Here is a 12,405-nt window from a genome sequence, read left to right as displayed (position 1 = left end):
TTTTTACTTCAAACCTTTAACTTCCTGCCAAAAACGGTTAAAAAATTCAACCATGTATTGGTGCCGTTCTTGGGCAAATTTTTTACCTGCTTTAGTTAATATCTTATTTTTAATTTTTTTCAGCTTAAATTCATATTCCATAATGCCGGAATCATCTTCAGTGTACGAACGGTCAATCCCTTTTTTGGCATAATATTTTTCTTTGCCAGTATAAAGCGCCACCTTATGATAGCCGGCAAAAAGAAAAGTCCTCCCTATTCCTATAGCGCCTATGGAATCTAATTTGTCTGCGTCAAATAGACATTTAGCTTCAATTGTTTTGGGTCGGTTATTGTTGCGAAAACGATGAGTTGCAATACAATGCACAACCGCCTCAATAATTTTTGGATTAATTTTATATTTCTGTAAAATCTTTTTGGCCAATTTTGCGCCCTGTTTGGCATGGCATAATTTACCCTTAGAATCCATTTCAGCTTTCCTGGCAATATCATGGAGTAAGGCTGCGAGTTCAATTATGCCCAAATTAGCTTTTTCTTTTTGACCGATATGTAAAGCTAAATTTCTCACCCGCTCAACATGAGTCCAATCATGACAGCCGCTGGCTTTATTAAAGTACTTTTTCGCTTCAAGTTCAATCTTATTAATTAATGGCCTTAAAATTATCATAATATATCTTTACACCCCACTTCAGTGGGCAAGTAGCCTGCTTCCGCCGTCGCAAAAGCTTTGGCCCGCTTCGCCGAGGCGAGCGGACAGGAAAGCAGGGCATAAATTATTTTATCAAATTTAAATCCCCATTAATCACAATCGGCTGCATGCCTTTTATTTCTTCGGTGTAGCTTAATTCCGTGGGGATTGGATTGATTAAATAAATTGGTTTATTAAGCCAAAAGGCCAAACCCATTTCTAAAAAAGTATTGCCGCCGATGTAATTGTCAATCCCATTTTTCTCATAATTCAAAATTAAAACAGCGTCAGCCTTGTCTACTTTGGCAAAATGACAATTGATGGCCTCTTTTTTACGCTGCCAAATCCAATCGTGTTCTTGGCCATCTTTAGCCATCATTTCTCTGCGGATTTTATAATATTCTTCAACGGGAATAAAATCACCCGTTTCATTTTTCACCTCATGAGGCGGGATTAAAACTTCATGACCCATATCTTCCAGCTGTTTTTTAACTTCCAAAATCTGGGGCCAGAATTTAATTGTGGAACAGATAGTAATTATCATAAATTATCTTGCCGGTTTATAAATTCTTTTGGCTTTAAAATTTTGAATAATCTGGGACGTACCATCTAATATTTTGTCAGGCAAATTGTCTAAATCAAACCATTGCCATTTTTCGCATTTATTCGGCTCCATTACAACTGGATCGCCGCCTTTATAATTTGCCTTGACACCTATATTTAAAAAATGTTTGTCATCAGATTCAATATAGCGCATTTCATCAGCCACAGAAATTAAAGCAAAAGGATCAACATCTAAACCGGTTTCCTCTTTTGTTTCCCTGGCAGCTGTTTCAAAAACAGTTTCCCCAAATTCCAAATGTCCGCCTGGAAAATTCCATTCACCTTCTCCATGAGAACCCTTTCTTAAACCAAGCAGAACCTGGCCATTTTCATTTTGGATCATCACGCCAATGCCCACTTTAGGATATTTTTTCTCTGTCATAAAAATTTTTAAATTTATCTGTATTCAATCAAATCTTTATTATCTCTCAATTTTTTTGTTTCCAATTTTTCATCTGGATCAGAATAACCTACTAAAAGCAAACAAATCGGCATCAGGTTCGCTGGGATGTTAAATATGCGTTTAACATTTTCCTCTTTAGTCTGATCATCTGCTTTATAAGCTGATAAATAAACAGCACCCAAGCCTAAATCATGGATAGCCATCATCATATTAGCAGCAGCTAAAACACCGTCTTCAACGAATCTCGTTGGAGTTTTTTCTTTATCAACGCAGATAACTAATATAAAATTACAAGATAAAATTGACTCTTCATTCTCTTTATAATTTGTCCCTGCAAATTTATCTTTTAAACTTTTATTTTTAACAATGAAAAATTGCCAGGGTTGCGAATTTTCAGAAGACGGCGCACACTTGCCAGCCTCAATAATTTTATTAATCAAATCCTCTATGACTTCCTGCTTTAAAAATTTACGCCTTGACCTCCTGGTTTTTATGCATTCTAAAGTTTCCATAATTATATAAATTATCCAATAGCTAATGGCCAATGGCTTATTGGCTAATAGCTATTAATTCTTATTTTCCTTAATTTCTTTTTTTCAGAAACTCTTTTTTTGGTTTGAATTCTTTTTTCTTTTGACGCTCTCGTTGGTTTGGTTTTAAACCTCATCTTCTCAGGGACCAAGGCCTGATTTATCAAGTGATTCAATCTGGCAATTACCTGCTCTTTATTTTGCGCCTGGGAGCGTTCAGCCTGCGACCATAAAATCAAATCGCCTTTTTCAGTTATCTTATTCGCTAATTTGTGTAAAATCAAGTATTTTTGGGCAGGCGACAAAACCAAAGAATTATAAACATCCCAGCGCAAAGTTGCTTTGGTCTCAACTTTGTTGACATTCTGTCCCCCTTTTCCCCCTGCACGGGAAAAGGTTATTTCTAACTCTTTTTCCGGTATTCTTATCATAAAAATGTAAAACAATAGTAAGACAGTAGCAATACAATTGTTTTACAATTGTATTACAATCATCTTACAAAAAAATTATTTTAGATCCGCCCTAATTTTTTCCGCAATTTCTTCCGCTTCTCCAGCTTTATATTTTTTCCCTGGCCAATGGGTTAACCCGTCTTCTGCAATCCGGGGCACAATATGCCAGTGCAAATGCGGAATAATCTGGCCGGCAATACGGCCATTATTTAATTCTAAATTAAAAGCATCATAGCCAAGTCCGTTCAAAATAGCCTGCGCAACTCTCTTGGTAAAAACAATCATGTCCTTAAGCGTTTCTTCATCTGCATCAAGCATATTTATTGAATGTTTTTTGGGAATAATCAGCGTATGGCCGGGATTGACTGGATTTGTATCCAAGATAGCGATGCAGCTTTCGCTTTCAGCGACATTGATTGAGGGCACTTCGCCTGCCACGATCTGGCAAAACAAGCAGTCTTCGTTGGGCATAATGTTAATGATAAATTGTTAAATGTATTAATATTTAAGAAATACCCAGATTAAATTGTTATCTCCAGAAATTCTCACCAGGCTCACATCTTTGACACCATCTATTTTTCTATATCTTGCCTTAATGTCTTCCAAGGATTGCGTTTGCATTTCTTTAAAAGTTCCGTCATCTTGCTTCACAAATCCAGTCAAACTTTCGTCTGTTGCATAAATAAAACCTTCCTTTTTCTTCTCTGCAAAGATTGCTTCAATGATATTTTTTGCATCTATCGGAGTTTCCCCAAATTTTTTTTCAGACATAATTTTTAAAATTAAATTTCAATATTATCAATTAACTCCGGATAATTTAAACTTGTATATTGCCAATTTCCCGGCAAACCGTGCTTTAAATGGTTATAAACCGTGTATTCAAAATGATAATCCCAACCTTCGTTGGCCGAAGCCAACTTCGGTTGGCGAAGGCCAATCCCCTTGCTTTTTCAAATGATTATCGTGAAAACGGATATAATGGTCGTAAAATGATAATTGCCATTTGAATTTTGGGTAATTATTTTTATCACCAAATTTCGTTATAAATCCTTTTTTATAATGAGCAATATCTATTTTCCCTTCATTTGAATCATCAAAATTCCCCTTAAATAGATTAAATAGTCTCATCCTCTTCCTTCGTAGGCGAAACGACGTCGTTTCGCCTACGAAGAGCGGGGAATTTTGATTAAACGTATAACCCATTATAATATTTATATTCCTTGACACGTTTTCTTTCAATGATTTAATGATCTTGGAAATATTAAATTGATTATTCGGTTTAATTATCAAATTCACATGATCGTAAATAATAGAAAAGGCGTATAACTTAAAACCTTTCAATGATTTACAAATTTTCAAATCCTCAATAAACGAATCGCAAAAAATATTCTCTTTAAAATATGGGTAATTATTTTTTGTCTTGATTACAATGTAATATATTGCGCCAGGGAAATATATTCTTTTTGGCGAATTTTTATGCAATTTCATTTTATTTTTATTTTAATTTAAATTATCCAAATCCAATTCCCCATTGGGGCGTTTTATAAATTTCAATCAATCTTAAACGGCGAATCCGGATTTTTTTCCCACCTGATTTCATCTATCTCTTCTTTTTTGCCTTCACCCTTATAAAGTTTATCAGGTAAATTTATAGAATAAGCCGGTTCTAATGAAATGCATTTATATCCATGAACAACTCCTGGCGGAACTAAAACTGCGACTGGATTATTTTCGCCGACAACCAATGTTTCGTTTTGTCCATAAGTTTGGCTACCCTTTCTATTATCCCATAAATATAAATTAAATATTCCTGGTCCGCAAAAAATAAAAAAGTCGCTCTGCGCTTTATGCTCATGCGGTCCCCGCGCCACGCCTGGTTTTGTCACTGAAACATATGCCATAGCTGGCTGATATTTCATTTCATCATTTCTAAAAATTTCCGCGAGCCAGCCGCGTTCGTCATTAAATTTCTCTAATTTTTTTATAATCACGCCTTCAATCATAGATACAAATTATCCTACGAAATTACTTATCTGTACTAATATACGAATTTTCTGAATCTGAATGTTTCGTACATTTGTAATTTATTCGTATCTCGTAGGGTTAATAAAAAAATAACAAATCACCGCGCAGGCCAGGCCGACTAAAATTCCTAACCAGCCTAGAGTCCGGGTCAAATAGGAAACTAAAATCCCGACCACAACTGAAAATAAAATTATGGCTGTATGCTCTAAAAAATTTAATTTCTTAATTTCTCCCTGCTCTGGAGCAAAATACATTACTGTCAGCGCTCCCAAAATCAGCATGGCAAAGAAATAAATATCAAGATTTAAATAGTTCAGGATTATTTTGGGTTTTATAATTTCCATTAGGGTAAAAACTGCAAATAGGAAAAAAGAGGCCAGGAATAAATCCCTAAAAATAACCATTAAAATATTTTTCCAATTTTTATCTAAACTTGTTTTCATAATAATTAAAATATTTTATTAAATTTTCTTCTAAATTACCCTCCCAAATTGGCTGCCTGATTAATTCCACTTTTAATTCTTTTATAGAAACACCCTTCTCTTCATCAATCAAGCCTGGGACAGAAATCATAAAGCGTAATTTCCCCTGGCTTATTGGCAAATTTCTTAGGTCAAATTCCAAACTCTTGGTAATAAAACCATGCCCGGGTTTTAAGCCATCATCTAGAATTTGCAAAGGATTATTCTCCTCATATATTCTAGGACCTACTTCTATCTTATAATTATAATCATTTTTATAAGTAAATCCTAATCTAACCCTGTCAAAATCACGCGGCATATAAACATCAAACCAAACCGGCTCTTTTTTAATTTTAACCACATCTTTAATCTCAACCTGATCTTGAGGCTTTAAAATTGAAATAAAGGGCGTGAATTTCTTAAAATCCGTTCTTAGCTCTAGTCTGCCCGTCCAAGCTAAATCCTGGAACAGGAAAAATAATACAGTTAAAATCGCAAGTATGCTAATGATAATCCCAATAAATTTTCCATACTTATTCTGCATAGTCCAAAAAATCATAATTAATGTAATCAATCTTATACAAATAATTTTCACCTTCAATCTGGGTTTCATTTGTCAATTCAACGCCATACTCATACAATTCAGCATCTAATTGCTCTAAAAATGCCACGCTTTCAGTCGCATAATAATATAAAGGCACATTAGCGTCTAATAATTTTGTCCAATTGTCAAAATCATCAATTGTCCAGGCTCCAATCACTTTACGCTCAGGAAAAAATATCTTATCGCTGCGTTGGCTGATAATCACAGAATTAGCCCCAGTTAAAGCCATTACTTTGTTATTTATATTATTATAATCACTTATATTTTGTTTGACTGCAAGTAAATTGTCATAGCCTGCTGAATAAACTACATTTATTGTTAAGCCTATAAAAACTGAAGTTAGAAACATCGCCAAGGCAATTTTTAATTTTTTGCTTTTAAATAAATTAATTAACCAGGCTATAAAAATTGAAGCCAAGGGCAAGGACAAAATATAAATCGGTAAAAAGTAGCGGACATAGGAAATCCCGATTTTATTCAAGGCCAGTGTCAGCTGGTCAGCAAAAACCCAGGAGCCATAATATGCCAGTAAGTATAAACCGACACAAAGCGAAAGCACAAAATAAACAGCGTGCTTCTTTTCATGATATTTTTTAAGAAAAATAAATCCGCCCAAAACAGACGTGAAAAATAGCCACCAAAATAATTCATAAACGTACCTGTACAAATTGACCAAAATAACTTTTGGATGGAACCCAAAGGGCAAAAATATAAATTTCACAAAATTTAAAATGCCAGAGTCAGAAACTTTAAATTCCGTGGGCACCTGAGCAAAAATCGTACTTCCCTGGCTTAATCTCAAATAGCCGAAGGAAAAATAACTGCCATAAGTCAGATTATTGTAATATAAAATTGGCAGAAAAACCAAAATGCAAACGAGTATGCATAAACCCACATCTTGCCACTTTAACTTTTTATAATAAACAACAGCCAAAAATATCAGCGCAGCCAAAATCCAGACAAATTCATTTGTCCTGATAATTAAAGCCAAAGCAATAAAAAAAGATCCCAAAATTGCCCATAGCCAATTTTTTTTCTTTATTTCTTTATCAAGTTGCAACAGAAAATAGAGGCCGATTATGACAAAAGACAAAAAGCTGATATTTGGCAGCATTGATAAGTCTGCGTAATACCACCAGGCTGGATTAAGATAAAAAAGCAAGGCGCTAAAAAATGCAATTTTTGGCTCAAATATTTTCAATAAAATTTTATAAAAAAACAAGCCTGCCAAAACCGCGAGTAAAGGAGTTAAAAATTTTACGAGACCAGCGCCGACAACTTTTCCAATTAAACCATAAATCAAGAGCATGCCTAAAAATGAACCCGGCACCAAATTATGGTTATAAACATTAAAGCTTCGGGGTTTAATCAAATCACCTCCAACCTCATTCAATGGTTCTGCCACGCTAAAATTGCTATGCTGGATGTAATTTTTTATAAAAAAATAATTAGCAGTCTCATCGGGCCAGGTAAATTTGGAGGCAGAATTGCCAAAAATCAAAAAAGAGTAGATAAAGAAAAATATTATCGCGATTATACCCAATATTACGATTTGATTGTTTTTTAACTTTTGAAGCATAGATTATTGTGCCTTAATGATACTAATATACAAATTTATTACAAATTAATACTAATAATTCCCGAGGATTTGTAACCATTTGCAGTTGATTTATATATTTGTAACAATCATAAATTACTTTTATTTTAGCAAAAAAGCAAACTTTTTAAAAGCCTTGACAAAGTAGAAAAATCTTGATAAGAATTACTTGAGAGCTTTGCTCCCACGATCTTTACGAGGAGGTAAAAATGGAAATAAAAGTAATATACCACGTATGGGTAATGAGGGGTAAAGATGGTTATTTTCATGCCGAAAAAGAAACAGAAATGCCAATTGCACCCTTTCCAGGTCTGGGTGTATGGCATGTTTTCAAAGATGATGCGATAAGTTTGGCTACAATAAAAAAGGTGGAATATGACGAGCGTACTCAAATTATCAGAGTCTACTTTAACGATGATAGTTTATGTTACGATATTGCCACATTTAAAGCTAGTGATTGGAAAGTTTTCGCCATGCGCGATGGCGTAGAAAAAGAGGTTTAAAAAACAGAATTTGAATTCAAGGCTCAACAATATGTTGAGCCTTTCTCTTTAAGAGCCTTGACTTTTTCACTTATTATTACTAACCTTAAAACAAATCTAAACAAGGAGGAGAAATTATGGAAGCCGTAGATTTCATCGCTAAACCAATACTGGCTGGCGTTGTGCTTACGCTCATATTTATAGCTGCAGCTACTGCTTTAATATTCGGGCGTCGGGCAGTTACCGTGTGGCTGCCTCAACGAATTAAAAAATTTACCGCATCAGCAATAGAACATAAAGTCCTATTTAAAATAATGGACAAAAATGAAAAGTATGGTAATTTTGAAGCTGAGAAAGAAGCTTTGCTGCCAATCAACCCATTTCCTGGCCTGCTTGTTTCCCTCCATTTTAATCTGCCGAATAAAAACGAACTAGTCCAGGAAGCAAAAGTATTGCAAGTTTGCTGGCTGGAGAAACCTAAAATTATAAAAGTTGTCTTCGGACACATATTCTCCGACATCAACACCTTAAAAGACAATGGCTGGAAAGTTTATGCAGTAATTGACGGCGTATATCGCGAAGTCTAAGGTTCAGACAAGCAAGGCTCAATAAAATGTTGGGCCTTTTTCTTTTTAAAAGTCTTGACAAATTAGCACAACTTTGCTAACTTAAAAACAACTCAAAAAATGTTTTTTAAAAAAAGGAGGGAGGCGGAGGAATGAATACTCTTACCGAAATCTTAAATGGGCCGAATTGTCGGCTTATCATCACGCTAGTAATCATCTGCCTGACATTGTTTTTTCTCCTAATATTGTCAAATTACTTCTTACTGAAATATTTTGGCAACAAACTGGCCTACGGTTATATTAATTTAACAGTCCAAAAAAATAAACTCACAAAAGATTTTGTGCTGAAATTTGTGCCACAAATAGGCAATTCCTTAATTTTCCCAATAATTGATGAGGAGGGCGTGGAACATTTACTTTCAGGACAAATTACTGATTTGGTTTTAGATCTTGGAGTTGGCACCTTTGAAATATATATTGACGGCGAAGAAGATGGGCAGCTGTATATAATGAATAATACGCTCAATATCTTTAAAGCTGTGCGCCTACTCCAAGAACAGGGCTGGGAAAAAATTTCATCAGCAGCTTAAATTTAAAAATAAGGCTCAATTCAATTGGGCCTTATTCTTTTTGCCAAAATAAAAAAGATCCGCTTAAAAAACGAATCTTGGCAAAAAATAGAAAATTTAATTAGGAAATTAATTCCAAATCCATTTTCTTCGCGATTTCCTGAACCCAGCGCTCCAACCTGTTAATTCTAGAATTCATAGCCACCATTTCCTGAAAATATGTATCGGCTTTTTTGGCATAATTATCAACTGATGTTAACAATTAGGATACTTCTGACTTTGTTGCCAAAGGGTCAATCATTTCTTTCATTTTTTCTTCCAAAAGCATCAAATCACCTTTAGTCGCACAAATTTCCAAATCTTTTTTAGTCGCCAATACTCCCAAATCTTGTTTGGTCGCAAATACGTTGGCAAGTTTATTTATATCTTGTTCGTCTAGCATAAAATAGATTATTTATACCTAAATTATAAACTATCTAAATAATTTGTCAAACATGCTAATTATGCTAAAATTAAGCCATGTATAAAATTGTCAAAATTTCCTTGCTTTCATTATTAGTTCTGGCAGTTTTGCTAAACTTAAACTGGCTTAAATCATCAATTGCCGGCATAATTTTAAGTTCGCTGTATTTTATCATTTTCGGCTATTTGCTTGGCAGGTTAATTTTTTCCGCCAAAAGCGGATCCGCCTCTGGCGGAAAAAACAAAGAATTTATGTGGCAACTAGTTTTTGGCATATTTTCCTTGCTTTCAGCTTATTCCCTGCTCGGCGCCATTACTTATTACTTTTACCAGCTCAACCCATTATCTGTCAGCATTTTATTCGCTGTAATATCAATGACCATAATTATCCTAGATTTCAGATTACAGATTTCGGATTTCGGCATTCGGAATTCATTAATTAATCTAAAATCTATAATCTATAATCTAAAATCCTCATTAAATCTGCAATCCGTGATTCTAACCATCACTTATCTAATCCTTTTCGCCATTGCGATTTACACCCTCTTCATCAGCCAAACATCCGAAGCCATTCGCTCGCCTTGGCAAGTCATTCCCCGCGCCTTTTTTATAATTTACTTTTTCGCCACCCTAAACTTATTATTCCTACTCTTCAAGCAAAAAGCAACATCACCTTCGTCCGCCGTAGCTCTGAATGAAATGAAGAGCGAAGGCGGAAATAACCTTATACAACCTAATAAAACTTCATATAACCTCATCCTAATATCCCTACACTTCTTCCTCACCACATCCGTTGCTCTTATTATTTACAAACTCGGCTATGGTTTTGACCCTTTTGTCCACCAAGCAACTGAACTGGCGATTTTTAAAAACGGCTTTATTTTACCTAAGCCCTTTTATTATCTGGGACAATATTCAATCGTGGTTATTTTGGCTCACCTGTTCCAAATTTCAACAGACTGGATTGATAAATTACTTTTACCGATTTTAATGGCGATTTTTTTGTCTTATACGATTTACAGCAGTTTAGCCAAAACTTTTGACTGGCAAAAAAATCGCGCTCAGATTTTGTGCCTTACTTTCTTATTACTTCCCTTTGGACTATTTATCGCTACCACGCCGCAGTCCCTGGCCAACCTATTTGCCATAATTATTTTATTTCTGTCATTTTTATACCTTAAAGATAAAGAAATTCCCTTTTGGTATTTAATTGGCTTAACTTTGTGTACCTTGGCAATTCATGCGCTATCTGGCATTCCGATCCTAATTTATTTAATTATTGTCTGGTTGATTAAAAATCAAAACTTTGTTAATAAAATTATTTTAATAATTTTTTCTCTTATTTCAATCTTTGCCCTACCTCTGGCCTTGCTGCTCAATTCAATTATTTCCATCTATAAAATCACCTTCTCAATTCCACAGAATTTCTTCATCCAATTACCAAATTTATTCTCCAAACAATACTGGTATTTTTTAGACCTGGCTTATCTTTATAAAAATTCAATTTATTTAATTTTCCTAATCGCAACCTCATTAACCTTATATCACCTAATAAAAAATCGTAAAACATCGCTATTTTTTCCCTCAATCCTAACTTTTGCCGTACTTGCTATCAATGCTGCTTTACTTAGTTTTATAAATGTCTCCTCCATTATAAATTATGAACAAGGTGAATTTGCCAGCAGGATTTTCCAACTCTCTTTTTATTTCTTATTGCCAATCATAATTTACGGTTTCTATTTATTTTTAGAAAAAACAGCAACTAAGCCTTTTATTTATAAATCCTTCATAATTTTATTGTTATCGTTGTTGTTATCGTTATCTGTTTATTTAAGCTATCCCCGCTTTGATGATTATGACAATAGTAAATTTATCAATGTGAGCCAAGCTGATTTTGACGCAGTTAATTTTATAGAACAAAACAGTCCTGGCCAAAATTACATTGTTTTAGCCAACCAAATGGAATCAGCGGCTGCCTTGAAAACTTTTGGCTTTAGCAGATATTATGCCGGCCAATATTTTTATCCTATTCCAACCGGCGCCAAGCTGTACAGTTATTTTGAAAAAATGATTTATCAATCAGCCAGCAAACAAACTATGGAAGAGGCCATGGATTATGCAGGCGTAAAAACAGCCTATTTTATTCTGCCAACTTACTGGAGCTATTTTGCTGAAATCTCTGCCCAAGCCCAAAAAGATGCTGATGGAATTTATACAGTTAATGATAAAATTTGGGTTTTTAAATATATAAAATAAACAAAAAATTAAAAGCCCCGACAAATTTTGTCTAGGGCTTTTAGTATGTTTTTAAGAGATTAGTTCAAGCACGGCCTTTTGAATTGCAGGCCTAATTATAATAGAGAAACTATCGTCATATTCGGTAAGTCGGGCAGGACCAGGAATATTCAGATATTCTCTAAAACGAATGTACTTGTTGGGATAGACTGCCTCAGCAGGGCAACCAGGATATATTAAATCCTTAGGGATTTCTGCGGGGCCAACATTAAATGCTGACAGCAGATTAGCTTTTGTAAAGATTCTGCCCCTATGGCTGATATGTTCCCATGAGTGTTCAATCCGCCACTCAACCAACCAACATTCATCAGTAGTTGCTTCTGGCAGGAAACTAATTGTTAGCCAAACACACGAAGCTGATATTTTTAAACGTTTTGCCAGTTTATCTTCAGCTGTTTGGGATTCCACCCTTTTTTTATGCGCCATGCCGTGACACCAGTTAGGTTCATCCGTAATAACACCTAAAAATTCTTTAAACCCCTCTTTAAAATTGCCCATGACTTTGTTAAAGTATGTTATCGGGTCAACTATTCGTTGTAATTTTTGATCAACCCAATTTGGATCTAATGGACTGCCTCCTTTTTGATCCAATTGTCTCATGATTTCCCGCATTTTACGGCTAATCACTCGGTACTGATCGCCTGTGACAGAATACTTTGTATCCGCCAT

General features: G+C 34.7%; 19 protein-coding genes. 4 read left to right on the top strand and 15 right to left on the bottom strand.

What is annotated here, in order from left to right:
* Positions 1 to 3 precede the first annotated feature (3 nt).
* The 12 genes from WC460_00890 to WC460_00835 form a co-directional block, all read right to left on the bottom strand.
* Positions 4 to 666 carry an HD domain-containing protein gene (locus WC460_00890; GenBank protein ID MFA5187901.1) on the bottom strand — a complete coding sequence of 221 codons (663 nt, stop codon included), beginning with the start codon at positions 664 to 666 and terminating at the stop codon, positions 4 to 6.
* Positions 667 to 772: 106 nt separating this feature from the next.
* Positions 773 to 1,231 carry a hypothetical protein gene (locus tag WC460_00885; protein MFA5187900.1) on the bottom strand — a complete coding sequence of 153 codons (459 nt, stop codon included), beginning with the start codon at positions 1,229 to 1,231 and terminating at the stop codon, positions 773 to 775.
* A gap of 3 nt (positions 1,232 to 1,234) precedes the next feature.
* Positions 1,235 to 1,672 (bottom strand): NUDIX domain-containing protein, encoded by a 438-nt coding sequence (locus tag WC460_00880; GenBank protein ID MFA5187899.1) that lies wholly within the window; start codon positions 1,670 to 1,672, stop codon positions 1,235 to 1,237.
* Between the two features lie 14 nt (positions 1,673 to 1,686).
* Positions 1,687 to 2,205, bottom strand: coding sequence for a nitroreductase family protein (locus WC460_00875; GenBank protein ID MFA5187898.1), 519 nt, complete (start codon positions 2,203 to 2,205; stop codon positions 1,687 to 1,689).
* A gap of 44 nt (positions 2,206 to 2,249) precedes the next feature.
* Positions 2,250 to 2,654 carry an alternative ribosome rescue aminoacyl-tRNA hydrolase ArfB gene (gene arfB, locus WC460_00870; protein MFA5187897.1) on the bottom strand — a complete coding sequence of 135 codons (405 nt, stop codon included), beginning with the start codon at positions 2,652 to 2,654 and terminating at the stop codon, positions 2,250 to 2,252.
* Positions 2,655 to 2,729: 75 nt separating this feature from the next.
* On the bottom strand, positions 2,730 to 3,146 hold the full coding sequence (locus tag WC460_00865; GenBank protein ID MFA5187896.1) for an HIT family protein: 417 nt from the start codon (positions 3,144 to 3,146) through the stop codon (positions 2,730 to 2,732).
* 27 nt (positions 3,147 to 3,173) lie between these two features.
* Entirely contained in the window at positions 3,174 to 3,446 is a 273-nt protein-coding gene (locus WC460_00860; protein ID MFA5187895.1) for a hypothetical protein, read from the bottom strand.
* A 108-nt stretch (positions 3,447 to 3,554) separates the two neighbouring features.
* The gene (locus WC460_00855) at positions 3,555 to 4,163 is read right to left on the bottom strand and encodes a transposase (protein ID MFA5187894.1); all 609 of its coding nucleotides are present in this window, start codon (positions 4,161 to 4,163) and stop codon (positions 3,555 to 3,557) included.
* A 62-nt stretch (positions 4,164 to 4,225) separates the two neighbouring features.
* Positions 4,226 to 4,678, bottom strand: a complete 453-nt coding sequence (locus WC460_00850; GenBank protein MFA5187893.1) for a dTDP-4-dehydrorhamnose 3,5-epimerase family protein — start codon at positions 4,676 to 4,678, stop codon at positions 4,226 to 4,228.
* Positions 4,679 to 4,759: 81 nt separating this feature from the next.
* Positions 4,760 to 5,143, bottom strand: coding sequence for a hypothetical protein (locus tag WC460_00845; GenBank protein ID MFA5187892.1), 384 nt, complete (start codon positions 5,141 to 5,143; stop codon positions 4,760 to 4,762).
* Positions 5,124 to 5,705, bottom strand: coding sequence for a hypothetical protein (locus WC460_00840; protein ID MFA5187891.1), 582 nt, complete (start codon positions 5,703 to 5,705; stop codon positions 5,124 to 5,126). The genes WC460_00845 and WC460_00840 overlap by 20 nt, the downstream gene beginning before the upstream one ends.
* The gene (locus tag WC460_00835; protein MFA5187890.1) at positions 5,695 to 7,344 is read right to left on the bottom strand and encodes a glycosyltransferase family 39 protein; all 1,650 of its coding nucleotides are present in this window, start codon (positions 7,342 to 7,344) and stop codon (positions 5,695 to 5,697) included. The genes WC460_00840 and WC460_00835 overlap by 11 nt, the downstream gene beginning before the upstream one ends.
* A gap of 227 nt (positions 7,345 to 7,571) precedes the next feature.
* On the opposite strand from WC460_00835, the gene WC460_00830 reads away from it, so the two are divergent.
* The 3 genes from WC460_00830 to WC460_00820 all read left to right on the top strand — a co-directional run bounded on the left by WC460_00830 (position 7,572) and on the right by WC460_00820 (position 9,000).
* Positions 7,572 to 7,865: a hypothetical protein gene (locus WC460_00830; protein ID MFA5187889.1), complete on the top strand. Its 294-nt coding sequence runs from the start codon at positions 7,572 to 7,574 to the stop codon at positions 7,863 to 7,865.
* Positions 7,866 to 7,981: 116 nt separating this feature from the next.
* Positions 7,982 to 8,431 (top strand): hypothetical protein, encoded by a 450-nt coding sequence (locus WC460_00825; protein MFA5187888.1) that lies wholly within the window; start codon positions 7,982 to 7,984, stop codon positions 8,429 to 8,431.
* A 131-nt stretch (positions 8,432 to 8,562) separates the two neighbouring features.
* A complete protein-coding gene (locus tag WC460_00820) occupies positions 8,563 to 9,000 on the top strand; it encodes a hypothetical protein (GenBank protein MFA5187887.1) in 438 nt (145 codons plus the stop codon).
* Positions 9,001 to 9,100: 100 nt separating this feature from the next.
* Here WC460_00820 and WC460_00815 read toward each other — a convergent pair whose 3' ends face one another.
* Positions 9,101 to 9,241, bottom strand: coding sequence for a hypothetical protein (locus WC460_00815; protein ID MFA5187886.1), 141 nt, complete (start codon positions 9,239 to 9,241; stop codon positions 9,101 to 9,103).
* Positions 9,242 to 9,421, bottom strand: a complete 180-nt coding sequence (locus WC460_00810) for a hypothetical protein (GenBank protein MFA5187885.1) — start codon at positions 9,419 to 9,421, stop codon at positions 9,242 to 9,244.
* 77 nt (positions 9,422 to 9,498) lie between these two features.
* Between WC460_00810 and WC460_00805 the strand changes: the two genes are divergently transcribed.
* Positions 9,499 to 11,697, top strand: coding sequence for a hypothetical protein (locus WC460_00805; GenBank protein MFA5187884.1), 2,199 nt, complete (start codon positions 9,499 to 9,501; stop codon positions 11,695 to 11,697).
* A 51-nt stretch (positions 11,698 to 11,748) separates the two neighbouring features.
* Here the strand turns inward: WC460_00805 and WC460_00800 are convergent, their stop codons facing one another.
* On the bottom strand, positions 11,749 to 12,405 hold the full coding sequence (locus WC460_00800; protein MFA5187883.1) for a hypothetical protein: 657 nt from the start codon (positions 12,403 to 12,405) through the stop codon (positions 11,749 to 11,751).

Source organism: Patescibacteria group bacterium (assembly GCA_041651155.1).
GTDB lineage: Bacteria > Patescibacteriota > Patescibacteriia > CAIXNZ01 > CAIXNZ01 > JAPLYF01.
This window is presented reverse-complemented; position numbering and strand designations above follow the sequence as displayed.